Here is a 24645-nt window from a genome sequence, read left to right as displayed (position 1 = left end):
TTCTATTTTTTAACAGGAATAATCTTACTAAATGTATCCAGTTTTTTTAAATATTCAAAAAAAATATCTTTTGCATTATTAATCCCTGCCTGGTTTGATAAAACAATTAAAATATAAATGATGACCATAGCGGTAGTCCATAAATAATTTTCTTGCAGAAAAAATGCAATCGCAAATCCCAAGAAAATTATGGTTCCGAGTATGCTTCCTAAAATGGAAAAAGCGCTTGAATATACGATCAATTCGATACTTTCTGGTTTATTTTCTTTTGCAACAAATCTCCCTTTAAAATAAGGAGACATTTTATCATGAAAAAACTTAACATCAAAACTATTGTCAGACACCTCTCCCGCGAAACGCTTGTTCCAATCAAAGAATTTTTTATATAAATTTTTATCTATATCATTTAAAATTTCCTCTTTTGGTTTTGAAAATTCAATTATATACTTGGATTTAAAAAACATTTCATTGAAAATTATGCGCAAAGATAAGTTTTTATATAATTTTTAAAAATAAATTCTTTTGATTTGGAATATAATTTAATGAAAAGATGCTTCGACAGGCTCAGCATGACAATCCTAATACTAACAGCTTTTATTTGCGGTCATTTTGTAGTGGTATCATGCTGAACTTGTGAAGCATTCTGTTTAATATTATTTAATTAAGAAATCACACCCAGTTCTTTTCCAACTTTTTCAAAAGCAGCAATTGCTTTATCGAGATGTTCTCTTGTATGCGCTGCGGAAAGCTGAACTCTGATTCTTGCTTTTCCTTTCGGCACTACCGGATAGAAGAACCCGATTACATAGATTCCTTCATCCATTAATTTTTCTGCCATTTTCTGTGCTAAAGGTGCATCATAAAGCATTACCGGAACAATCGCCGCATCCCCGTCAGGAATGTCAAAACCTTTCGATTTCATTTCTGCTCTGAAGTATTCCGCATTTTCCATTACTTTATCACGCAGAGAAGTGTCTTCGGAGATCATGTCAAGTACTTTCAAGGCTGCACCCACAATTCCCGGAGCCAGTGAGTTCGAGAACAAATACGGTCTGGAACGCTGTCTCAACATATCGATGATCTCTTTTTTACCGGAAGTAAATCCTCCCAACGCTCCTCCCAACGCTTTTCCTAAAGTGGAAGTAATGATGTCTACCCTACCCATTACTTCATTGGCTTCATGCGTTCCACGGCCTGTTTTCCCGATAAAACCCGTTGCGTGGGAATCGTCAACCATCACCAAAGCATCATATTTATCGGCTAAATCACAAACCCCTTTCAAATCGGCAACAATTCCATCCATTGAAAAAACTCCGTCGGTAACGATGATTTTAAAACGGTGATTCTTTTCAGAAGCGGCAATCAGCTGGGCTTCCAGATCTTCCATATTGTTGTTTTTATAACGGTATCTTGCGGCCTTGCAAAGACGTACCCCATCAATAATGGAAGCATGGTTCAGCTCATCGGAAATGATGGCATCTTCTTCGGTAAACAATGGTTCAAAAACCCCTCCGTTGGCATCAAAACACGCTGCATAAAGAATTGTATCTTCAAGACCTAAGAAATCGGCAATCTTCTGCTCCAGCTGCTTATGAATATCCTGAGTTCCACAGATGAAACGAACGGATGACATTCCGTAGCCGTGGGATTCTATCATATCCTGGGAAGCTTTCATCACTTCCGGATGGTTGGATAATCCCAGATAATTGTTGGCACAGAAGTTCAGCAGCTTTTTTCCGTTGGCTTCTATTTCCGCACTCTGCTGAGAAGTAATTATCCTTTCTCTTTTATAAAGTCCGTCGTTTTCAATATTTTGCAGTTCGTTCTGTAGGTTTTCAAGATACTTTTTAGAGATCATTTCTAATATTTTTTAAGATTCGCTAATTTAATAAAAAAAGCCGTTTCATAAGGATGAAACAGCTTTGTTATTTAGATGAGATGCATTTACTTCTTTAAAAACTTCACATTTTTATCATTGATTTTAAAAATATATGTTCCCGGAACAAATTCTGAGATGCTGATTGGTGTTCCGGGCTGGTACACTCCTTTTCTTACCAGTTTTCCGTCTGTAAAATAAATCGTGAATTCCGCAGGCTTATCAATTCCTCTGATATTAATTTCATTTCTGGCAGGATTCGGGTAGAGTGCAAATTCATCTTTAACAGATTCTGCTGTTCCCAGCGTATTATCCTGAGCTACCGTTGAATTTTTTTCTAGAATCTGGTATTCATAATTAAATTCAATACTGGCTACCGGGAAAGTTACAGACTGGGTAAAGTACTGATTGTTTACGGTATTATTCGGTGCTAAATACGCAACCTGGCCACCGGTTCCGTTTACTTTTATCGGAAGAGGCATTTCAAAAAAGCTTACCGTGGGGCTGCTTTGTGTTTGCGAAGCTCTGATCGTTAATGTATTTCCCACCTGTTTCCAGCGGATATCATAAGTTGGATAACCCTGGCCATAAATCCAGTCATTGAAAAACTCTGTAAAATCCTTACCCGTTGAAGTCAATAAAGAAGCGTTAAGGTCTTGTGTTCTTACATAATTGTAGGCAAGTGCAGGTCTGGAATGATACTCTTTGATAGCCTGATAAAAAGCTGCGTCACCTAGAATCCATTTAATCATTCTCACCACATATCCTCCTTTTGCATAGGACAATCTCCCGCTGAAAATAGTTCCGACGTTTGCAAGATTAGAATCTGCTACGTAAACGCTTCCTCCGGTTGCACTGGTGATATAGTTTTTCTGTCCCAAAAGATAATTTAAAAAGCCGGCATTATTCATCAGAAGCTTTTCATTAGCTAAATGTTCACCAAAAGTCGCGAATCCCTCATTCAGCCAGATATCATTCCACGTTCCGCAGGTCACTTTATCTCCAAACCACTGATGGGCGAGTTCATGGGCAATTAATCCTCTGGACCACCCTCCCATGGATGACATGGTCTGATGCTCCATTCCGCCGCCTGCCTGAAATTCCATGTGCCCGTATTTTTCGTTCCGGAAAGGGTAAGGTCCGAAATAGGTTTCAAAAGTATCCATCACCGTTTTTGTCCAGTCAATATTGCTCATACTGGTTGTATTGGTGGAAGTAGACGGAAAAATATAATTTACAAAAGGGAATGGCGGATTTCCTATGGTATCGTTTAATTTAACAAAATTAGTAATTGAAAATGCGATGAGATAAGCTGCAGTTGGATATTGTGTTCTCCAGAAAGTACGTTTTTGTCCGTTTCCAAGAATGGTTTCAGACATAAATTTACCATTTCCAGCCACACTATATTGGGAAGGCGTTGTTACTTTTAGATCAAACTTTTCGATTTTATCATTTAAGCTTTGTTTTGTTGGAAACCAGTCCTGGGCTCCGTAAGGTTCGCTCAGCGTAGACAAAACTGCTGTTCCGCCCTGAGTCCCGTTAAAAAACGCCCCGTTTGCAGTAGGTGGCGCTCCGGAATAGGTTATGGTAAGAGAATCCAATACATTGGCGGCAAGCGGAGAAGCAAAATCAATCTTTACTTCCTTCGTAGAAAGCTGCTGAAAGTTAAGATTAGTGCCATGATAGGCAACCTGTGAGACCGTCATCTGATTATCAAGATCAAAATAGATGCTGCTGATGTTCTGGTTCGGTTTAAAATGAGAGGTTACAGAGCCTGCAATGCTGTATACAGCCGGATTTACCGTAACATCCATTCTCTGGTACTGGAGATCATAATTGAGGGTATTCGGATTTGTATTTCCGGCTGCCATTTTGTTGGCAAAAGACTTCATTTCTTTTGCAATCAGTCCTTTTCTTTCAATATTATTTATGCCTTTCTGGGCGTACAATTGATGGGTTATAAAAATACCCAGTAATAAAAAATAGATTTTTTTCATGCTTCGCAAAAAATTTTATCAAAGATATAAAAAAACCTTTCAATCATTGATCGAAAGGTTATTATCTTAATTAAATTTTAACAATTCTATAAATCTAAAGCCGGTTCAAGAATTTTTTCCATTCTTTTCTTTACCATGTCTACCGATCCTGTATAATTGTTCACCAATAAAGAAAAAACCAAAGTCTTCCCTGTGTTGGTTTTCATATATCCGGCTAATGTTTTTACTCTGTTTAAAGTTCCGGTTTTTGCATAAATTTGCCCGTTCCCGGCTCCGTTGAACATTCTTTTCAATGTCCCGGACTGGCCTCCTACCGGTAATGAATTCAAATACGTTTTATAATATTTTTCATCCATTAAAGAGGTGAGAAACTTTACCTGTGATATCGGCGTAACGTTGTTGCTTCTTGAAAGCCCGCTTCCATCGATATAATTGAGCCCCATCATATCAAAGCCTTCCTTCTTTAGATGCTCGGTTACTACTTTTCTTCCTGATTCCGTAGTCTGATCTCCCAAACTTTGGAAGCCTACCGTTTTAAGCAACGCTTCGGCTAATCCGTTATCACTATGCTGATTAGTATAATAAATAATATCGCTTAATGTAGGAGATTTATAGACCGATATCATCTTTCTGCTTTCGGGATTAGCATCCGTCATTTTCGGAGTCACTTTTCCTGTTACAGGTATCCCGCTTTTTACCAGAGTTGTTCTGAAAGAATTGGCAAGATAGGCAGGTGCATCAGGCAATTTTGTTGTTAAAATACCATCACCTTCATATTTGTCGGCATACACCATCTGGTTGTTGTAAGGAGAAACGTAGAAGAACTTCTTTTCGTTTGAGAAATTGGCTGATTTTTTTACAATCAGTTTTTCGTTCGCAGGATTGATCTCGCGCGTAGTTCCTGCAGGCAGGTAGTAATTATTATTTTCCAGCCAGACAACATTTTCCGGAAGCTTTGAAATATTGCCTTTGAAAAGCGCTGTCTGGATGATAATATCACCATTTACCTTTTTGATTCCCTCACGTGAAAGTCCTTCCTTAAAATCTGAAATAATATCTCTGTACGCCCATGCTCCTGCTTTGTTGGTTCCCAAAGAAGGGTCCCCGCTGCCCACGATGTAAAGATTTCCGTTCAGAACCCCATTCTCATCAACACTTCCCGAATATTCCAGCTGCGTATTCCAACGGTAATTCTCACCCAGCATACTCATTGCCGTTTCGGTGGTCAGTAATTTTGTGGTGGAAGCAGGAACTAAAGGAGTATTTTCATTATACGAAGAGATTATTTTCTTCGTTTTCGGATCGTACACTACGAATCCCCAGGTTGCATTTTTCAGCACCGGATCGGTCATCATTGTGTTTACATTAATGTCTACAAGCTCTTTGGCCGAGAGAACCGTTTTTTCCACCATCGAAGTAATCGGTGAAGGCAGATTCAAACTGTTGTTCTGATTTTCATACCCCGGAGCGTATAGCACTGTAGAAACGGTAGACTGGGCAAGGAAGAATCCTGCGGCCAGCACCGCAACACCTGAAATATACTTTCTGAAATTTACCATCTATTTTTTCATTTTGCTATAGTTTGGATGAATTAAAAATCAATCGGTTAAATCGAAAGTTAAACCCCAAACATATAATCAACGACCAAATGTAGAAAATATTGCTAAAAGTAGGTACGCAGAGGGCTTATAAAACCCCATAAAATTTGTTAAAATTTGTTAAAAGTCTACAAAAACATCTTTTTTAATGCTGTGGTATGCAGTAATTTCATCAAATTCTTCCAAACTTGTTAAAACGAGTTTTTTATATTCCTCATATTTTTTTCCTCTAGGAAGTTTTAGAAGGATCTGAAACTGGTACAGGTTGTTAAGTTTTGCGATCTGTGCTTTTTCCGGTCCCAGCACACAATCTTCAGGAAGATATTTCCTAAGAATAGAACCGAGAAACTGCGAAGCTCTGTTGGCTTTATCTTCTCTTCTGTGCTTCAGCTCAATCATGATGAGTTTCGTAAAAGGAGGATAATGAAATTTTTTGCGTTCCGTTAAAATATATTTATAAACTTTCGCCGGATTATTCATTTTAATCAGCTGAAAAACAGAATGCTCCGGATGATACGTCTGTATGATAATTTTCCCTTTTCCGGATACCCTGCCTGCTCTTCCGGAAACCTGCGTAATCAACTGATACGCACGTTCTTCTGCTCTGAAATCCTGAACATAAAGCATTGAATCAGCCTTTGGAATTGTTACAAGCTCGATATGGTTAAAATCCAGTCCTTTGGAAATCATTTGTGTTCCGACAACAATATCAGTCTCACGGTCCTCGATTTTCTCATACAACCTTTCGTAGGCGAATTTTTTTCTCATGGAATCAATATCCATGCGGTCAACTTCATGATCCGGAAATAATTTTGAAATTTCTTCATGAATCTGCTCGACTCCCACTCCTCTTTCATTCAGGTTTTCGGAATAGCATTTAGGACAGGTTTTCGGTTTGGAAGCCCTCTGGCCGCAGTAATGACATTTCATTTCGTTGGCTGCTTTATGATAGGTCATTACAACATCACAATTGGAGCAATAATTCACATAACCGCAGGTTTCACATTCCACCACGTTGGCGTAACCACGGCGGTTGTGAAGCACAATAACCTGATTCTTTTCTTCCAGCACTTTTTTAATTTCATCAATAATCTGCAAAGAAAAGTTTCCGTGAACTTTTTTGGAATCCTGGGCTTCTTTAAAATTGACGAGCTCATATTCCGGAAGACTTACATTCCCAAAACGTTCTTCAAGAAAAACATACGCCGTTTTATCTTTCCTGGCATTGTAATAGCTTTCCACAGAAGGTGTTGCAGAGCCTAAAATGACACGAGCATTGTAGAAATTCCCCAATACCAACGCTGCATCTTTAGCATTGAAATAAGGGGAGACTTCGCGTGGTCTGTATGCGGAATCGTGTTCTTCATCCACCACAATCAAACCTAAATTCTGAAAAGGCAGGAACAAGGAATTCCGTGTTCCAATCAGGATTTTAATATCATTCTGCCGGATTCTTCTCCAGACTTCGACGCGTTCAAAATCAGTTAGTTTCTGATGGTAAAACCCGAGCTGTCTTCCGTATTTTTTTTCTAACCGTTGTGTGATCTGTTTGGTTAAAGAAATTTCAGGAAGCAGGAACAATACATTTTTGCCTTCATTGATACATTCTTCTATTTTTTCGAGGTAAATATGGGTCTTTCCTGATGATGTTACCCCGTGAAGCAGCACATTTTTTCCTTCCTCAAAAGCTTCATCTATTTCAGTTTTCGCGGTTTTCTGAGGTTCTGAAAGCTCTTCTATTTCTTCTATTTCGCCTTCATAGCTTTCAAGCCGGTCTTTCTGCATGTAATATTCTTCGACAAGATTTTTGTCTGCCAAAGCTTTAAAGTATGAACTTACAAAATAACCGTCTTCAAAAAGCTCTGATTTTTTTATGTGAAGATCAGGATTTTCTGTCTGCTTTTCAAGAATATGAAGGAAAAGATCTTTTTGTTTTTTTGCTTTATTTAATTTTAAAAGAATTTCCGTAAGGTTCTGGTTTTTCAAAACCTCATCTTTCACTTTCACATACGCAATTTCCTTTGCTTTGTACTTTTCTGCAATCTTTTCATCAATTTCGATATACTGCAGATCAATTAAAGAATTGATGGTTCTGATGATATCTTTCTTTGGGATAAATGCTTCAATATCCGTCAAATTAATCAGCTGTCGTACTTCCAGCGCCTGAATAAGGTACATTTCATTGACATCAAGATTTTCGAAGTCAACCGTGATATTCGGCTTTAATTTTAAATACGTTTCGCTTTCCAGCTTTAATGAAGAGGGAAATGCAAAACGGTAAATTTCTCCGAGACCACACAAATAATACTCTGAAAGCCAGTTCCAAAAATTGATCTGTTCTTGCGGAACAATGGGCTGATCATCCAAAAGACTGATGACTTCTTTTGCCACAAATGCTTCCGGCGCTTCATTATGAAGCTCAAATACAATTCCGGTATATATTTTTTTACCACCGAACGGAACCAAAACCCTCATTCCAACCCGGATTTCAGATTGCAGTTCTTCAGGAACTTTGTAAGTGAAAGATCCTTTTAAATTTAATGGTAAAATAATCTGGGCGTATTGCAAAGGAAAATATTTAAAACGTAAAATTAATTGATTCTTTCGGGAACTGCAATTTTTTATATTTTTATCGTTGTTATATCAGATTAATATTTCAATTTAATAAATAATCATGAAAAAATTCTTATCAATTCTAGCTTTATTTCTAATCATTTTAATTTCTGCTCAGGAAAAAATTTCTTTAAATAAAGGAGAAATTACAATTCCCATTGGCAAAAAAATTCTGCTAAAACCCGAAATAAAAAATAACAAGATTACCAGCTTTGAGATTGTAAAAGAAGAAAATGTTAACGAACAAATTGATCTTTTCGATGTATTAGAAAATTTCAAAAAAGATGAAATTAAAGATAACAGTATTGATCTTATTTTTGCAGAGGGCTTCATGATGACCTCAACCACCTATGTTTTAATGGTTGTTCAAAAAACAGGAAAAAAATTACTTTTTAAGGCTAAAATCAGATTAAAAGATAATTCTTCATACCAATCCACTTCTATCATGCCCGCTGTAAGCAACACTGCTCACATAGAACAGTGGAAAGATCATATTGATTCTATTATTTTATATGATTTCGAATTAAATTAAATAATAATATGTCCACTAATTCATGGTATCCCAGAGGCTCATGACCTTAATGTTTTCAATTGGTTTTGAAAGGATAATCCTTTTTGAAGTTTTTGGAAGCAGATCAAAAAAATTGTCGCTGAAATGGGCATCGCCAATTAAATAGACATCTTTCGCCAGAACATCGGTGAAAATTTCAATTTCCGTTGCAGAGATTTTTTTAATCTGAATATTGGGTTTTGGTAGTTTCAAATCTTTTGGTTTTGCAAAGAAATAGTTGGTTTCTGCAATTACTTTCTCATCTTTTTCATCTCTTACTATTACATGCAAAAAAATTTCATTTCTTTCTGCATCTCCTATGATTTCTTCCAGCGAAAAAGAATCAAAATTTAGCACTCCGTTTGATTCTAACGTTCTGACCTCTGCCATTCCTCCTGAACCTTTTTTTTCACCATTGAATTTTAAAATATCAAATTCTAAGGATACATTTTCAAACGTCTTCAATCCGTCATTAATAACGTAAAAGTCTAAAATTTCATCTTTTTCCTGCGGTAAAATCACTTGGTTTTCAAAACTTCTTTTCACTTGGTAATGCAGTGCTTTCCAGTTTCCCAGATAGTCAATTGATGACCAGGAAACCACCGGCCAGCAATCGTTCAGCTGCCAGTACAATGTTCCCATATTGTATGGTTTTGCGCGACGGTGGGCTTCAATGGCAATCTGCATTCCGCGTGCCTGAAGCAGTTGGGAAATGTAATTGTATTTCACAAAATCATTCGGAACGTTATAGTCACGCTTCATATAACTTTCGATAATCTCCCAGCCTCTGGAATGTTTTTCGTGGGCTTTGATAATTCCATTTTGTAAGTCTAACTCCGGTTTTCCTGAGAACATGGATTTTGTGGTTTCCAGGGTCGGCATTCCCTGAAATCCGTATTCCGAAGCAAACCTCGGAACTTTTTCATTGTATATTTCAAACGGCTGTTCGCCCCACCAGACACCCCAGTAATGGGAATCTCCTTCGGTTAAACTTTCTTTATGTCCCCAACCAATTGAAGGTGAGCTTGGCCAATACATCTGCTTATCCCGTGACGCATATTTTTGAATAGCGTTGGGAATTATTTCGTGGAAAATTTTCTTGTAATCTCTCCAAACCTGAAGAGAATCTTCTTTGGAATATTTAAACTGCTTCTGATATCCCCAGTTGACAATTGCTTCATCAATTTCGTTGTTTCCGCACCATAAAGCCAGAGAAGGATGGTTTTGAATCCTTTCTACCTGATCTTTCACTTCCAGTTCCACATTTTTCTGAAATTTTTCATCGGCGGGATAAAAGCTTCCTGCAAACATAAAATCCTGCCAGACCAAAATTCCGTTTTCATCGCAGGCTTTGTAGAATTCATCATTTTCATAAATTCCGCCGCCCCAGACCCGTATCATGTTCATATTAGCATCTTTACAGTCTTTGATAAGTTTCTGATATTTTTCCTTGGTCATTCTTGGTGAAAAGCTGTCGCCGGGAATCCAGTTGGTTCCTTTGGCATATATGGGTTCTCCATTCACTTTGAAATAAAAAGATTTTCCATTTTCATCCTTTTCCTGAACTAATTCTATGGTTCTTAAACCGATACGTTCAGCTTTTTTATCTAAAATATCAATTCCTCTTTTAAGAGAAACTTCAAAATCGTACAATTTCTGCTTTCCCCTTCCGTTTGGCTGCCAAAGTTCCGGATTAAAAATCTTATAGGGAATTTCGATAAAATTTATTCCTTTTTTCAAAAGTACGGCAACTGATTTTTCATTTAAAAAGACAATGGTTTTATTCTGTTCATTATTTTCAGAGAAAATCTCTGCTTTGAATACTAAAACAGCCTGCTTTTCTCCTAAAGAAAGCGTCTCATACTTAATATTGTTAATTTTTGCATGATTCCAGAATTCCAGCTTTACATTTTTCCAGATTCCGGCAGTCACAAGTCTTGGTCCCCAATCCCATCCAAACTGGTATTGCGCTTTTCTCACGAAGCTTCTGGGAGATTCAGGCATAGTAAATGGTACTGTTGCAGCCAGTTCATTTCCTGTTTTCACTGCAGATCTGAATTTAACCTGTAAAATATTTTCTCCTTTTTTTAAATAATTCTTTACAGGAATTGTCCATTTTCTGAACATATTATCTGTCGTCTGAATCAATTTTCCGTTTAAGTAAATATCAGAAAAAGTATCCAGTCCTTCAAAAACCAGATCAATATTCTGATTTTCCAGTTCTTTTGCCGAAACGGTAAATTGGGTCTGATAATCCCAATTTTCATTTTCTATCCACTGCACTTTTTTTTCGTTTTCATCTTTATACGGATCCGGAATGATGTTATTTTTCATCAAATCCAAATGTACCGTTCCCGGCACGGAGGCTGTGAGCCAGTTATTTTCTTTAGCATTTTTAAAGCTCCATTTTTGCGAGGATAAATTGCGCTCTGAAAACTGAGCGTTGATTAAAATTTGTATGAAAAGGAAAGAAAAAAGTATGGATTTTCTCATCAATAAACTTATTTAAGATGTATCTTTTACGGTTTGTCATTCTGAACGAAATGAAAATGTAGTGAAGAATCTAAATATGTTGTGTTGAGATTCTTCCTTCGTCAGAATGACAAACTTGATGTATATTTTTTAGTTGAAAAACTTATTTATTCTTTAAAGCAACAATCTCTTCAGCATCTGCAAAAGCACCACCATTTGTAATCGCCGAAGAATGAAAATATCCTGCTTTGGTAAAGTCCCGGATTTCTTCGATATTCGTTGAACGCAATCCGCCGCCGACAAGAATTTCGATTCTGCCATTGGATAATTCCACCAGCTTTTTAAGATTTTCTTTACCCTCTGACACATTGGGTCTTTGGCCGGAAGTAAGAATTGTTTTAAAACCACAATCAATTACTTTTTCTAAAGACTTTTCCAAATCTTTTGCACGATCAAAGGCACGATGAAAAGTGCAGGGATAAGGACTTGCAAGTTCAACAAGATTTTTATTCTGTTCAATATTCACCTCATCATTTTTATCTAAAATTCCGAATACGAAACCGTCTACGTTTAAGGATTTTAACTGAATTAAATCTGATTTCATCTGCTCAAATTCTTCATCTGTATAAGTAAAATTCCCGCCGCGAGGACGAATCATCACAAATATCGGAATATCAATTTCTTCACGAAGCTGTTTTGTAGTTTCAAAGTCGGGTGTGGTTCCGCCTTCGCTTAATCCGTCGCACAGTTCTATTCGGTCGGCTCCGTTTTCAAAAGCGATTACTGCTGATTCAGGATTGAAGCACGCTATTTCTATTTTTGACATCGTTGTAATTTAAGGTTGGACTAAAGCCAATGATTTTTATTTCGAAAAAACGGGTTAAATCCCGTTACTATTAATCTTTTCTAATTGTTTGATTACAAAAAATTTATTTTAATGCAAAACCCGGCTTTTCCAGGCGGTTTCCTTTCTGGTCGTAAACAGCAAAATTAAACCCATCCTGAATGCAGTATGAGCCGTATTCTCCTTTTTTATTAATGGCAATAAAACCTACCTGAATATCCTTCAGATTTTTATTTCTTCTTTTGGTAATCTGTACAATTCTTTCCACGGCTTCTTTACAGGCCTGCTGCGGAGTCCTGCCCTGTCTCATCAACTCTACAACCAGATGTGTTCCCACTGTTCGGATTACCTCTTCACCATGACCAGTTGCTGTTGCTGCTCCAACTTCATTATCCACAAATAAACCGGCTCCGATAATCGGAGAATCGCCTACTCTTCCGTGCATTTTAAAAGCCATTCCGCTGGTAGTACAAGCTCCGGAGAGATTTCCGTTAACGTCCATCGCAATCATTCCGATGGTATCGTGATTTTCTATGTTAACAACCGGTTGGTATTTACTGTCCTTCAGCCATTCTTTCCATTCTTTTTCTGATTCGGGGGTAAGAATATTTTCTTTTTTAAACCCTTGTGAAACGGCAAACTGCAATGCTCCGTCTCCTACCAGCATTACATGAGGTGTTTTTTCCATGACTGCTCTTGCGACAGAGATCGGATTTTTAATATTTTCAAGACAAGCCACTGAGCCGATATTATAATTTTCATCCATGATGCAGGCATCCAGAGTTACCCTTCCGTCTCTGTCTGGTCGGCCTCCGTAACCGACACTTCTTTCATTCGGATCATCCTCCACAAGCCGAACTCCTTTTTCTACAGCATCCAGAGCTCTACCGCCATTACCTAAAATTTTCCAGGCTTCTTCATTGGCTTTCAGACCAAAATTCCAGGTGGAAAGAACGATGGGTTTGTTGATGATGGTATTGTTGTTTTCAGGAAGGTCTTTAGCCAGCACATCCAGTGGACTTGCCGCTAAAGCCAGCGAAGCGATTGCCGACTTTTTCAGAAACTTTCTTCTACTTTGCATGCTTAGATTTATTTGGCTCCAAATTAAAGAATTTTTCGTAATTGAATGAATAAAAAACGGTAGATTTCCTACCGTTCGAATGATTTTATGAAAAATTAATGAGGTAACTTTTCCCTGAAATATCCATACACCCAGGTTCCGAAAATGGCACTGATTAAAGTAACAGCAATCGCCAAAGCTCCGGTTCCGATCTGAGCGAAAAGCGGTCCGGGACATGCTCCCGTTATTGCCCATCCAAATCCAAAGATTAATCCGCCATAAATTTGGCCTTTATTGAATTTCTTTGGAGCAATGGAAATTCTTTCGCCATAAATAGTTTTGATATTTAATTTTTTAATAATAAACACTGAAATCATTGCAGTTACAACAGCACTTCCTATAATTCCATACATGTGAAAAGATTGCAAACGAAACATTTCCTGAATCCTGAACCAGCTGATAACTTCCGCCTTCACAAAGACAATACCAAAGAGAATTCCCACTAAGAGATATTTTAAATGGTGATACCACTGGTGTTTAAGGTAACTTTCGTTGGTACAGATACTGTCCTGATGCCGTATATCTTGTTCTTTTTTCATTTTTTATTTAATTAAGTGAAAGGATGACTGGCAGCATTACATTCGCCATTAAAAAACCTCCGGCCATAAAACATATTGTTGCAATAAGGGATGGCCACTGCAAATTAGACAATCCCATAATAGAGTGGCCGCTGGTACATCCGCCCGCATAACGCGTCCCGAAACCGACCAGAAACCCGCCGACAACCATAATAATGAAACCTTTTAAAGTAAAAAGACTGGCAAAATTCATGAACTGTACAGGAACCATATTGCTGTAGTCTGTAATTCCGTAGGTTGCTAATTCGGATTTAAGAGATGGATTAACGGAAATCTCTCCCGGATTTATCAAAAACTGAGAAGCAATGATTCCGCCCAATAGAATTCCGAAAACGAAAAATAAATTCCAAATCTCTTTTTTCCAGTCGTATTTGAAAAACTTGATGTCTGAAGGAATACATGCTGCACAGACATGTCTCAGTGATGAACTGATCCCGAAAGATTTATTTCCTAAAATAAGCAAAGACGGAACGGTAAGTCCTATTAACGGCCCCGCAACATACCATGGCCAGGGTTGTTTGATTATTTCTAACATTGATAATTGTATTAAACTTTTTATATTCGGATTAATTATTAATTTAAACCGCAAAAGAAACAAAATACCGGTATTGATTTTTACATAAACCAAAAACTACCCAAAGCAAATGATTTTTTTTAAGCGTTACCTTGCTACTCTTCGTTTATTAATAAAAGATAAATATTTTGTTTCTTTTGCGGTTCAGATTATTTTAAAACTTTACTCTGACAAACAAAATCACTTTTCGGAACGTCTGTCTTTGCAATCGCATTAAATCCACCTTCGATTTCGGAGAAATTTCTGTAACCTCTCGCCTGAAGAATACTTGCGGCCATCATGCTTCGGTATCCTCCCGCACAATGCAGATAAAAATGTTCCGCAGGATCCACTGAACTGATCCATTCGTTGATGTATGCCAAAGGTTTATTGAATGCCTGATCGATATGTTCTGAATTGTATTCGCTTTCTTTTCTCACATCAATAATTTTTGCTTCTTTTCCTTTGATTTCTTTTTCAAATTGCTGTGCTGAAATCCTGTTAACGGAGTCTGATTCTTTTCCGCTGTTTTTCCAGGCTTCAAAGCCGCCTTTCAGAAATCCGAGAACGTTGTCGAATCCTACCCTGCTCAGTCTGGTAACGGTTTCCTCTTCTTCATTTTGGCCGGCAATAAGAAGGATCGGCTGTTTCACATCTGCTATCAAAGCTCCCACCCAAGGTGCAAAGTCGCCATTCAGACCAATATTGATCGATTGCGGAACAAATCCATTTGCAAAATCTTCATTATTTCTTACATCCAACATTAATGCTCCGGAATGTTCTGCCATTTCTTCAAATTCATCCGGAGAAAGAGCGTGTAAACCTTTTGACAGGACTTCATCAAAACTGCTGTATCCTCCTTTATTCATGGCCACATTCATTCCGAAGTAAGCCGGAGGCGGAAGAAGTCCGTCTGTTACCGCTTTGATAAAGCTTTCCTTATCTTTCTGGTTCAGCGCATAATTGGTTTTCTTTTGATTACCTAATGTATCTACCGTTTCCTTCTGCATATTTTTCCCACATGCTGAACCTGCTCCGTGAGCTGGATAAACAGTAATGTTATCGTCTAAAGGTAAAATTTTGTTGTACAGGCTTTCATATAACAGCCCGGCCAGTTGTTCCTGCGTCATATTTGCCGCCTTTTGAGCTAAATCAGGACGGCCAACGTCGCCTAAAAATAAAGTATCTCCGCTGAACAAAGCTGTTTCTTTTCCATTCTCATCCATCAGAAGAAAAGATGAACTTTCAAGGGTGTGACCAGGAGTATGAAGAACTTTTATGGTAATATTTCCTACTTTAAAAACCTGATTATCTTCTGCAATGATGGCCTCAAATTCCGGTTTTGCAGTAGGTCCGTAAACAATGGGTGCCTTTGTTTTTCTGCTCAAATCCAGATGGCCACTTACAAAATCTGCATGAAAGTGTGTTTCAAAAATATATTTGAGTTTAACCTGGTCTTTTTCCAGCCTGTCGATGTAAGGCTGTGTTTCTCTTAACGGGTCTATCATTGCTGCTTCACCGTTGGAAACAATATAATATGCTCCCTGCGCTAGACATCCTGTATAAATCTGTTCTATTTTCATTTTTTGATGATTTTAAATTTTACTTATTTATTGATACAAATTTCCGGGTTTGGGATTGGGTGTACAGCTACTTTTGTTACAGAAGGGATTTTATTTTTGAACACCAGGACCACTAAGGTTTTTTACTACTATGTTTTTGAGTTTCACAAAGCTGCTAATGCTTATAAAAGATTTTATTTTATGGTATTTTAAAAGCTTTGACATCTTTTTTTCACCACCGAATCTCTCGCAGCCCGACCTGAGTGGAGCTCTTTTGTTTTTTACAAAACAAGATTGGGAAACCTTCGATAAACTCAGGATAAACTACAGACGGATAAAGCTGCTCAGATTAAAAGAAAACTTCTTTCATGATAATGTAAATTCCCATCACGAGAATAAACCATCCGAAAGCTGGTTTAAGCTTTTTTCCGTCAATTTTTTTGGATAATTGTGAGCCTATTATTATTCCTATCACGGCAATGGAAGAGATGCTTGTCAACAATTTCCAGTCGATTACAGCATTGTGCATTGATGAGAAAAATCCGATGAGGGAATTAAGGGAAATGATAACAAGGGAAGTTCCGACAGCAACTTTCATCGGGGTTTTGAGGAGGTTAACAAGTGCGGGAATGATCATAAATCCGCCTCCGGCTCCAACTAAACCTGTCAGTATTCCGACAACTGAGCCTTCTCCGGCTGCCAAAAGAATGCTGTTCTTTTGAAAATCCCGGTTTTCGTTCTGAGATGCTGTACTTTTCCTGATCATTTTGTAGGAAGCGAGAATCATTAATCCTGCAAAAATCAAAAGCAACAGAATATCTTTCGTCATTAAAAAATTTCTGATTATGAATACGTTATCAGGAATTAAAGGTAAAATATAATAACGTGTAAGAAAAATAGAAATAATGGAAGGAATCCCGAAAACAAAAGCTGTCTTAAAATGTACCAATCCTTCTTTGAAGTACGAAACCGAACCGACAACACTGCTGATTCCGACAATAAAAAGGGAATATTCTGTTGCGAGAAAGGCATCTAATCCAAAAAGATAAACCAACACGGGAACGGTAAGAATGCTGCCGCCACCGCCGATTAATCCTAGTGAAATCCCTATTAAAACTGATGCGATATATCCAAAAATTTCCATTTTCTCAACTTTAATTGCAAAATTGAATATATCGGAAAAGATGTACAGTTACTTTTGTTACAGAAGGTTTTTTTTAACGCAAAGTCCGCTAAGATTTTTTTTGACTACTAACTGTTTTTTAAGTTCGCAAAGGCGTTTCACTCAGCAAAGGTTAAAAGCCGTTACTTTATCAGCAGATTGTCATGCTGGAAGCATCTTGATTCCAAAATATTTTTTTAACGCAAAAGCCTCGAGGATTTTTGACTACTAACAGTTTTTTAAGTTCGCAAAGCCGTTTCACTTAGATAAGTACGCAAAGAGATTCATGGAAGTACATTAAATGCTGAACTACGTTTATAAACCTTCATATTACACTCAGCAAAGCCGCTAAAAAAGTTTTAAATATCTTCTAAAATGGTAATTTTATTTCTTCCAAGCTGAAGTTTCCCGGCATCTTCCAGCTGTTTCAGCAATCGGGAGACCACCACTCTTGCCGTTCCCAGCTCATTGGCAAGTTGTTCATGGGTAACAACAATTGTTTTTGAATGAAGAATTTCGGATTTCTTGTGAAGAAGATTCAGCAGCCGTTCATCCACTTTTTTGAAAGCGATGGCGTTGATAATATCCAGAAGTTCTTCAAAGCGTTTATGATACAGTCTGAAAATATAATCCAGCCATTCCGGATATTCTTTGATAAATAAAGAAACTTTGTCTACAGGTAAAAACAGAATTTCTGTATCTTCTTCCACTTCGGCTTTTACGATGCTCTTTTCATTGTGCATTCCGCCCAGAAAAGACATGATACAGCTTTCTCCCGCTTTGATGTAATACAGAAGAATTTCCCGGCCGTCTTCTTCGGTCCGGATGACTTTCAGCATTCCCCTCATCACAATAGGAATTGAGCGGATGGAAGTGTTTTCATCTAAAATAACATCGCCTTCATGATAGTTTTTTGTAACTCCATATTGGTAAAGTTTTTCCACCAGTTCAGGTGAAGACATAAATTCTGAAGAGAGCACCGAATCCTGCATACTTTAAAAATTTCTAGTGCTAATTTACGCCAATTTCATCTACAAAAAGCCATGCTTTTGAATCTGCCCCGGGATTTCCTGCCGGAATAATTCCTGCATTTTCAATTCTGACTTTCAAATATTTGACATTCTGATCTCCTACATTCAGCCTGATTTTACCTTTTGCTGAAAGGATTTCGTCTTTTGCGATTTCTTTGATCAGTTTAAAATCTGTTCCGTTATCAGATATAAAAATCTGAGCCGATTTTGCAAAATGAATCCAGCTTCCTTTATTATCCAGTGTATTGAAATAAATTTCCGAGAACTGAATTTTCTGTCCGAAATCTATGGTTGCCACCACATCTTTTCCCTGAAATCCGAGCCATGTTTTGCCCAGCTGCCTCTGATTTCCTGTAATTCCGTCGACCAATGTAAAAGCACCTCCGAATGAATAATTTTCGCTCGGTTGTTCTTCTAGCATAATTTTCTTTCCTGTTGTCTTCGATATGGTAAAACTTTGTGAGGATATTGCACTTTTTAGTTGTGCGTTTTCAAAATACGCCGATTTAATGGTCATTGATTTTGAAACCGGAACAGGATTTTTGTAAATTGAAGCATTCGCTTCAGGATCTTTGCCATTTAAAGTATAGCGGATTCCGTTTTGATCCTGTGAAGTCGAAAGTTCGTAAGCGACGCCATTTTCAGAAGGAATTACTTTACCTGAAACATTGTAAATGCTTTTTGCATAATTAACACCTAATTTGTCAAGATTTTTAAATTCATGAATTACTCTTCCTTCAAATTCTTTATAATTTTCAGGATCAGCGGTTCCCCAACCAACTTCAGAAAGAGCGAATAATCTAGGGAAAATCATATACTGAACCTGTTTGAAATCCAGAATATATTCTGTCCATAAATTTGCCTGAACGCCTAAAATATACTTTGATTGTTCAGCATTCAGTTCAGCCGGAATTGGATTGTAAGAATAGACTTTATCGAGAGGCGTAAAGCCTCCGAAGGCATTCGGTTCTGTTGCAGGATCCCCCTGATAATGATCGAAATAACAGTAAGACCCTGGCGTCATAACCGCAAAATGTCCTGTTTTGGCAGCTTCCACACCGCCTTTAATTCCGGTCCAGCTCATTACGGCAGCATTTGGTGCCAATCCGCCCTCAAGAATTTCATCCCATCCGATAATTTTGCGGCCTTTAGAATTTACATATTTTTCAATTTTTTTGATAAAATAGCTTTGAAGCCCGTGTTCATCTTTCAGGTTATTTTTTTTGATTAATTCCTGGCAGTGCGCGCATTCTTTCCATCTTGTTTTCGGGCATTCATCTCCACCGATGTGGATATACTGTGAAGGAAAAAGCCGAATTACCTCATCCAGAACGTTTTCCAAAAATGTAAAAGTTTCCTCTTTCGGACAGAAAACATCATCAAAAACGCCCCATTTTGTTGCCGGCTCAAAAGGCCCTTTTGTACAGGCCAATTCCGGATAGGCAGAAAGTGCAGCTAAAGCGTGACCCGGCATTTCAATTTCGGGAACTATGGTAATATGTCTTTCCTGTGCGTATTTTACCACTTCTTTAATCTGATCCTGAGTATAAAAATAAGGTCCGTATGGTTTTCCATCGAAAGTATTGTCCACGTAAGCACCGATCATCGATTCCTTGCGTTTTGAACCGATTTGCGTTAATTTCGGGTATTTTTTAATTTCAATTCTCCAACCCTGATCGTCCGTTAAATGCCAGTGAAACGTATTCAGTTTGTACATGGCCAGATAATCGATGTATTGTTTCACTTCTTTAACAGTAAAAAAATGTCTGGAAACGTCGAGGTGCATTCCGCGCCAGGCGAATTTGGGTTCATCTTCAATTTTCATGGAAGGGATTTTCCCTGAATCTTTGTATTGTTCCAATAGCTGAATAAGAGTCTGAAGGGCGAGAAAATATCCACAATTCGTTACGGATTTAATATGAATATACTTAGGTGAAATTTCTAAAATATATTTATCCCTTTGCTGATCATTCATTAAAGCAGTTGCAGGAATCGAAGAATTCTCAAGCTGAATTCCTCCTCCTTTTACTCTATTTTCAAATTTTAAAACTGAACTCAATCGTTTTTTTAAATAATCCGTTTCTTTTTGAGGAAGATTTCCACTTAATATAAAAGTTTCAGGAATGATAAATTCTCCTTTCTGAAGTTCAATTTTTTGCGGATAAGGAATTAAATTTAATCTAGTTTGAGTGAAAAACAGACTTGAAAATAATACATAAAACACCAGTAAGAAACGCTGCATTTTGTGAGTTTAAGATTTAGGCGAATATACTTATTTTCTGAAATTTAATATGTTATTTAATTTATTAAATCTTAAAATATTTAACTTTTAAAGTGGAAAATGGCAGATAAATTAACTAATTTCTTTTGTCTTGAAATAAAAGAAACAAAAGTTCAAGACTTGGAACTCTTCGCTAAAATTAAAATTAATCCTAAAATTCCCAAAACTTGCATAACTCGAAATTTGTTCTTCGGTTCAATTTTGTATCGCGCTTCGAACAGTGGGAATTTATTGACGGATTAATTTTAATTTTCTTAACGCTGCGATTTCCCATGTCAGTTTTTTATTACGAGATGTTAAATATTTCAATAAAAAAACCTTGTCGGCGGACAAGGTTTGTATTTATTTAAAACTGCATTTCAGGAATTTCTCCTTCTACAATGAGATCGGCTTCTGTAGATTTAATGATATGTTCTACGGAAACTCCGGGAGCTCTTTCGATCAGTTTGAAACCAGCGGGCGTTACATCCAGCACAGCTAATTCGGTTACCACTCTTTTCACACAGTTTACCCCCGTTAAAGGAAGGGTACATTTCTTCAGTATTTTACTTTCTCCGGCTTTGTTAACGTGCATCATGGCAACAATGATGTTTTCCGCAGAAGCTACCAGATCCATTGCACCACCCATTCCTTTCACCATTTTTCCCGGAATTTTCCAGTTGGCGATGTCTCCGTTCTCCGCAACTTCCATCGCACCAAGAATGGTAAGGTCTACTTTTTTGCTTCTGATCATCCCGAAACTGAAAGCAGAATCGAAGAATGATCCTCCTTCCAAAATCGTAATCGTCTGTTTTCCGGCATTAATGATGTCTGCATCTTCCTCTCCTTCATAAGGAAACGGGCCCATTCCCAATACTCCGTTTTCACTCTGAAATTCTACATTAAGATTTTCCGGAACGTAATTGGCAACCAATGTCGGGATCCCAATTCCGAGGTTTACATAATACCCGTCTTTTACTTCTCTGGAAATTCTTTGTGCAATTTGTTCTTTCGTTAGCATAGCTTAATCTTATCCCGCCAAATTAGCCATTTTTATGGAATTACAAAATACCTTTCTTTCTTATCCTATGATATATTTTGAATGTCAATTTGTTGTAAATTTGTAGGCTTTTAATTTTACCGATGAAAATTTTATTACACTACCTTAAACCTTACAAATGGCTGATTATTATTTCACTATTCTTAGCCTCTGTTAATCAGGTTTTTTCACTATTTGCACCCGCTATTACCGGAAATATATTAGATAAGCTCGTCACGCATCCCAATTTTTTCGATAAAGAGAAAACGCTTCCGAGAAATATGAATGAATATCTGTACGGAACTGATATTTATCATGGCGTTTTCTACTTTCTAGGACTGTTAATCGGTACTGCTATGATAAGCCGTATTGCTAAAGCTTTCCAGGATTATGTGGTGAATGTAATTATTCAGAAGTTTGGTGCGAAAATTTTTACCGACGGCTTAAAACATTCGATGCGCCTGCCTTTTCAGGAATTTGAAGATCAGAGAAGTGGTGAAACCCTTTCGATTTTAACGAAAGTGCGTGAAGATACGGTGAAATTTATCAATAATTTCATTAATGTATTCTTTGGAATCCTGGTGAGCATTATCTTCGTTTCGGTGTACGCCATTCGCCTTCACTGGTCGATCATGCCGGTTTACGTGGTGGGGATTATCCTTATTGCAGTAGTGACCAATTTACTGAGCAAAAGAATTAAAACCATCCAAAAAACTATTGTAACAGAAACCACTAATCTTGCCGGAAGTACTACGGAAAGCCTTAGGAATATTGAGATTGTAAAAAGTTTGGGACTTACCAGCCAGGAAGTTGAGCGTCTTAACAACAATACTTATAAAATCCTTAATCTGGAACTGAGAAAAGTAAAAAGTATCCGTTCTCTAAGCTTTGTGCAGGGAACGCTGGTTAATTTTTTACAGCAAACCATTACCTTTACTTTACTGTTATTGATTTTCAAAAATATCGTAACTCCGGGACAATATTTATCATTAATGTTTTATGGATTCTTTATTTTCGGGCCGATGCAGGAAATCGGGAATATCATCATTTCTTACCGTGAAGCACAGGCTTCGCTAAACAACTTTGACCGGGTTATGAAAAAAGAAGTTGAGCCTAAGCCTTTAACGCCGAAGAAAATCGGAGCTATCGAAGAACTTGAATTTCGAAATGTTTCTTTCCAGCATCAGACCGCTCATTATAAAGCATTGAATTCCATTTCGTTCAATGTGAAAAACGGTGAAACAATTGCTTTTGTAGGACCGAGCGGTTCCGGGAAAAGTACATTGGTAAAACTTCTTGTTGGATTGTACAGACCTTTGGAAGGTTCTATTTTGTATAATAAAATTGACGGTAAAGAGTTTGATTTTGATGAACTCAGAAACCAGATCGGTTTTGTGACCCAGGACACCCAGCTTTTTGCGGGAACCATAAAGGAGAATCTCTTGTTTGTGAATCCTTCCGCAACGGAAGAAGATTTGCAGTTGGCTTTAAAAAAATCCAGCTGTACGGCTCTTCTGGAACGTGCCGAAAACGGAATAGAAACGGTTATCGGAGAAGGCGGGCTGAAACTGAGCGGCGGCGAAAAACAGCGAATAGCGATTGCCAGAGCCTTGTTGAGAAAACCTCACTTGCTGATCTTTGATGAAGCCACTTCTGCATTAGACAGCATCACAGAGGAGGAAATCACCACAACCATTAAAGAAATTTCTAAAGAAAAGGAACAAATTACGGTTCTTATTGCACACCGTTTAAGCACGATTATGCACGCCGACCGAATTTTTGTTCTGGAACGCGGACAAATTGTTGAAACAGGTTCTCACCTTAACCTTATTGAAGAAAAAGGCTTGTATTATGCGATGTGGAGGCAGCAGATTGGAGAGAGGAAAACTTTAGTGTAGATAAGATGGAAGCGGGAGGATGGAAGTTTAGAAGATAATTGTGGAGAGATTCTTCACTTTGTTCAGAATGACAATTAGACTCCCTATAAATAAGTTACCCCGAAAGTTGATTTCGGGGTATTATTTTTTAAAGAGCTGATAAAAATTAATCTCTTTTTCTAACCGTTCTCTGCTCAATTCTTTTTTCAAACTTTTCTCCCTGGAAAATTCTCTGGATCATGATTCCCGGAATATGAATCTGGTTGGGATCCAATGCTCCCGGTTCTACCAATTCTTCCACCTCAGCGATGGTAATTTTTCCTGCTCCGGCCATCGGATGGTTAAAATTTCTTGCAGATCCTTTAAAAATAAGGTTTCCCGCATGATCGCCTTTCCAGGCTTTTACAATTGAAAAATCTGCCTCATAAGCATATTCCAGAATGTGAGGTTTTCCTTTGAAATCTTTTACTTCTTTTCCTTCCGCTACTTCAGTTCCAAAACCTGCCGGAGTGTAAAAAGCCGGAATTCCAGCCTGCGCCGCTCTGCATTTTTCCGCCAAAGTTCCCTGGGGAGTCAGTTCCACTTCCAGTTCTCCCGAAAGCATCTGTCTTTCAAACTCTGCATTTTCACCCACATAAGAAGAAATCATTTTTTTAATCTGTCTTTTGTGAAGCAATAATCCCAATCCGAAATCATCAACTCCTGCATTGTTTGAAATACAGGTTAAATCTTTCACATCACTTTCTACCAGCGCATTAATTGAGTTTTCAGGTATTCCGCAAAGTCCGAATCCGCCCAGCATTAATGTCATTCCATCTTTAATTCCCTCGATGGCTTCCTTTGCATTTTTTACTCTTTTATCTATCATGAAATATTAGATTTTCTGTTGGCTTAAATTTAATACTTTTTCTCATATTTCAGAAGAAGGGGTGATTTTTTAAGAAGTATGCTCTAATGCATTATATCGAGACTCCCGATCGTGGTCTGAATTTTGGTTAAGGTATGCTACACCTTTTATCATTTAAATTTATTATTATGGAAACGAAAAACATTTCGAGAGTTGCCCTCGGCGCATTTCTTATTACAGCCGGAATCGGACATCTTACATTCGCAAGAAAAGAATTTCAGGCACAGGTTCCCGAATGGGTTCCTCTTGATAAAGATGATACGGTTGTCTATTCCGGAATTGCGGAAATCGCATTGGGAACAGCCGTCATTGTAACCCCAAAAAAATACCGGAAAACAATGGGAAAAATTGTAGCGGGCTTTTTTGCTGCGGTACTTCCAGGAAATATTGCCCAATATAAAAACAGAAGAGATTCTTTCGGATTAAACACCGATAATCAAAGATTTGCAAGGCTTTTTATGCAGGCTCCTTTGATAGCATGGGCACTGAAATCTACTGATGAATAAATATAAAGAAGCCGTCTCATTTCACGAGTCGGCTTCATTTTTTGATATTATTGTTATTCAAATTATTTTGGAAATTTTCTTTGCGATCATTGAAAATGGC

19 protein-coding genes are annotated in these 24645 nt (G+C 37.6%); 3 read left to right on the top strand and 16 right to left on the bottom strand.

Annotation, left to right across the window (positions count from 1 at the left end; genetic code table 11):
• Positions 1-2: 2 nt before the first annotated feature.
• From BUA76_RS15425 to priA, 5 genes are all read right to left on the bottom strand, one after another.
• Positions 3-464, bottom strand: coding sequence for a hypothetical protein (locus BUA76_RS15425; RefSeq protein WP_072885689.1), 462 nt, complete (start codon positions 462-464; stop codon positions 3-5).
• Between the two features lie 197 nt (positions 465-661).
• Positions 662-1858, bottom strand: coding sequence for a glycine C-acetyltransferase (kbl, locus tag BUA76_RS15420; RefSeq protein WP_072885688.1), 1197 nt, complete (start codon positions 1856-1858; stop codon positions 662-664).
• 86 nt (positions 1859-1944) lie between these two features.
• Positions 1945-3873 carry a M1 family metallopeptidase gene (locus tag BUA76_RS15415; protein ID WP_072885687.1) on the bottom strand — a complete coding sequence of 643 codons (1929 nt, stop codon included), beginning with the start codon at positions 3871-3873 and terminating at the stop codon, positions 1945-1947.
• An 86-nt stretch (positions 3874-3959) separates the two neighbouring features.
• Positions 3960-5432, bottom strand: coding sequence for a D-alanyl-D-alanine carboxypeptidase/D-alanyl-D-alanine endopeptidase (dacB, locus tag BUA76_RS15410; RefSeq protein WP_072885686.1), 1473 nt, complete (start codon positions 5430-5432; stop codon positions 3960-3962).
• 159 nt (positions 5433-5591) lie between these two features.
• Positions 5592-8039 carry a replication restart helicase PriA gene (priA, locus tag BUA76_RS15405; RefSeq protein WP_072885685.1) on the bottom strand — a complete coding sequence of 816 codons (2448 nt, stop codon included), beginning with the start codon at positions 8037-8039 and terminating at the stop codon, positions 5592-5594.
• Positions 8040-8145: 106 nt separating this feature from the next.
• Here priA and BUA76_RS15400 point away from each other — a divergent pair, with 106 nt between their 5' ends.
• Positions 8146-8616 carry a hypothetical protein gene (locus tag BUA76_RS15400; protein ID WP_072885684.1) on the top strand — a complete coding sequence of 157 codons (471 nt, stop codon included), beginning with the start codon at positions 8146-8148 and terminating at the stop codon, positions 8614-8616.
• A 15-nt stretch (positions 8617-8631) separates the two neighbouring features.
• Here the strand turns inward: BUA76_RS15400 and BUA76_RS15395 are convergent, their stop codons facing one another.
• The 10 genes from BUA76_RS15395 to BUA76_RS15345 form a co-directional block, all read right to left on the bottom strand.
• Positions 8632-11127 (bottom strand): beta-mannosidase, encoded by a 2496-nt coding sequence (locus BUA76_RS15395; RefSeq protein WP_072885683.1) that lies wholly within the window; start codon positions 11125-11127, stop codon positions 8632-8634.
• A 142-nt stretch (positions 11128-11269) separates the two neighbouring features.
• Positions 11270-11932 carry a copper homeostasis protein CutC gene (locus BUA76_RS15390; protein WP_072885682.1) on the bottom strand — a complete coding sequence of 221 codons (663 nt, stop codon included), beginning with the start codon at positions 11930-11932 and terminating at the stop codon, positions 11270-11272.
• Between the two features lie 103 nt (positions 11933-12035).
• Positions 12036-13031, bottom strand: a complete 996-nt coding sequence (locus tag BUA76_RS15385; RefSeq protein WP_072885681.1) for an isoaspartyl peptidase/L-asparaginase family protein — start codon at positions 13029-13031, stop codon at positions 12036-12038.
• Positions 13032-13126: 95 nt separating this feature from the next.
• On the bottom strand, positions 13127-13609 hold the full coding sequence (locus BUA76_RS15380) for a DUF6691 family protein (RefSeq protein WP_072885680.1): 483 nt from the start codon (positions 13607-13609) through the stop codon (positions 13127-13129).
• Positions 13610-13616: 7 nt separating this feature from the next.
• Complete coding sequence (locus tag BUA76_RS15375) at positions 13617-14183, bottom strand: YeeE/YedE family protein (protein ID WP_072885751.1); 567 nt, start codon at positions 14181-14183, stop codon at positions 13617-13619.
• Positions 14184-14371: 188 nt separating this feature from the next.
• Positions 14372-15784 carry an MBL fold metallo-hydrolase gene (locus BUA76_RS15370; protein ID WP_072885679.1) on the bottom strand — a complete coding sequence of 471 codons (1413 nt, stop codon included), beginning with the start codon at positions 15782-15784 and terminating at the stop codon, positions 14372-14374.
• A 328-nt stretch (positions 15785-16112) separates the two neighbouring features.
• A complete protein-coding gene (locus BUA76_RS15360) occupies positions 16113-16907 on the bottom strand; it encodes a sulfite exporter TauE/SafE family protein (protein WP_072885677.1) in 795 nt (264 codons plus the stop codon).
• A 377-nt stretch (positions 16908-17284) separates the two neighbouring features.
• Positions 17285-17917, bottom strand: a complete 633-nt coding sequence (locus BUA76_RS15355) for a Crp/Fnr family transcriptional regulator (RefSeq protein ID WP_072885676.1) — start codon at positions 17915-17917, stop codon at positions 17285-17287.
• 19 nt (positions 17918-17936) lie between these two features.
• Entirely contained in the window at positions 17937-20198 is a 2262-nt protein-coding gene (locus tag BUA76_RS15350; protein ID WP_072885675.1) for a beta-N-acetylhexosaminidase, read from the bottom strand.
• Positions 20199-20583: 385 nt separating this feature from the next.
• Complete coding sequence (locus tag BUA76_RS15345) at positions 20584-21237, bottom strand: CoA transferase subunit B (protein ID WP_072885674.1); 654 nt, start codon at positions 21235-21237, stop codon at positions 20584-20586.
• Between the two features lie 122 nt (positions 21238-21359).
• Between BUA76_RS15345 and BUA76_RS15340 the strand changes: the two genes are divergently transcribed.
• The gene (locus BUA76_RS15340; protein ID WP_072885673.1) at positions 21360-23153 is read left to right on the top strand and encodes an ABC transporter ATP-binding protein; all 1794 of its coding nucleotides are present in this window, start codon (positions 21360-21362) and stop codon (positions 23151-23153) included.
• A 145-nt stretch (positions 23154-23298) separates the two neighbouring features.
• Here BUA76_RS15340 and BUA76_RS15335 read toward each other — a convergent pair whose 3' ends face one another.
• Positions 23299-24000, bottom strand: coding sequence for a CoA transferase subunit A (locus tag BUA76_RS15335; protein ID WP_072885672.1), 702 nt, complete (start codon positions 23998-24000; stop codon positions 23299-23301).
• Positions 24001-24167: 167 nt separating this feature from the next.
• Here BUA76_RS15335 and BUA76_RS15330 point away from each other — a divergent pair, with 167 nt between their 5' ends.
• A complete protein-coding gene (locus tag BUA76_RS15330) occupies positions 24168-24545 on the top strand; it encodes a DoxX family protein (protein ID WP_072885671.1) in 378 nt (125 codons plus the stop codon).
• Positions 24546-24645 lie beyond the last annotated feature (100 nt).

Origin of the sequence: Chryseobacterium takakiae, from assembly GCF_900129385.1 — a bacterium.
GTDB lineage: Bacteria > Bacteroidota > Bacteroidia > Flavobacteriales > Weeksellaceae > Chryseobacterium > Chryseobacterium takakiae.
The sequence above is the reverse complement of the archived record's forward strand: the minus strand, read 5'-3'. Positions and strand labels throughout refer to the sequence as shown.

Bases quoted from the DNA above. Each gene is read 5' to 3' on its own strand.
- BUA76_RS15425 (WP_072885689.1), bottom strand. From the start codon at position 464: ATGTTTTTTAAATCCAAGTATATAATTGAATTTTCAAAACCAAAAGAG.
- kbl (WP_072885688.1), bottom strand. From the start codon at position 1,858: ATGATCTCTAAAAAGTATCTTGAAAACCTACAGAACGAACTGCAAAAT.
- BUA76_RS15415 (WP_072885687.1), bottom strand. From the start codon at position 3,873: ATGAAAAAAATCTATTTTTTATTACTGGGTATTTTTATAACCCATCAA.
- dacB (WP_072885686.1), bottom strand. From the start codon at position 5,432: ATGGTAAATTTCAGAAAGTATATTTCAGGTGTTGCGGTGCTGGCCGCA.
- BUA76_RS15400 (WP_072885684.1), top strand. From the start codon at position 8,146: ATGAAAAAATTCTTATCAATTCTAGCTTTATTTCTAATCATTTTAATT.
- BUA76_RS15395 (WP_072885683.1), bottom strand. From the start codon at position 11,127: ATGAGAAAATCCATACTTTTTTCTTTCCTTTTCATACAAATTTTAATC.
- BUA76_RS15390 (WP_072885682.1), bottom strand. From the start codon at position 11,932: ATGTCAAAAATAGAAATAGCGTGCTTCAATCCTGAATCAGCAGTAATC.
- BUA76_RS15385 (WP_072885681.1), bottom strand. From the start codon at position 13,031: ATGCAAAGTAGAAGAAAGTTTCTGAAAAAGTCGGCAATCGCTTCGCTG.
- BUA76_RS15380 (WP_072885680.1), bottom strand. From the start codon at position 13,609: ATGAAAAAAGAACAAGATATACGGCATCAGGACAGTATCTGTACCAAC.
- BUA76_RS15375 (WP_072885751.1), bottom strand. From the start codon at position 14,183: ATGTTAGAAATAATCAAACAACCCTGGCCATGGTATGTTGCGGGGCCG.
- BUA76_RS15370 (WP_072885679.1), bottom strand. From the start codon at position 15,784: ATGAAAATAGAACAGATTTATACAGGATGTCTAGCGCAGGGAGCATAT.
- BUA76_RS15360 (WP_072885677.1), bottom strand. From the start codon at position 16,907: ATGGAAATTTTTGGATATATCGCATCAGTTTTAATAGGGATTTCACTA.
- BUA76_RS15355 (WP_072885676.1), bottom strand. From the start codon at position 17,917: ATGCAGGATTCGGTGCTCTCTTCAGAATTTATGTCTTCACCTGAACTG.
- BUA76_RS15350 (WP_072885675.1), bottom strand. From the start codon at position 20,198: ATGCAGCGTTTCTTACTGGTGTTTTATGTATTATTTTCAAGTCTGTTT.
- BUA76_RS15345 (WP_072885674.1), bottom strand. From the start codon at position 21,237: ATGCTAACGAAAGAACAAATTGCACAAAGAATTTCCAGAGAAGTAAAA.
- BUA76_RS15340 (WP_072885673.1), top strand. From the start codon at position 21,360: ATGAAAATTTTATTACACTACCTTAAACCTTACAAATGGCTGATTATT.
- BUA76_RS15335 (WP_072885672.1), bottom strand. From the start codon at position 24,000: ATGATAGATAAAAGAGTAAAAAATGCAAAGGAAGCCATCGAGGGAATT.
- BUA76_RS15330 (WP_072885671.1), top strand. From the start codon at position 24,168: ATGGAAACGAAAAACATTTCGAGAGTTGCCCTCGGCGCATTTCTTATT.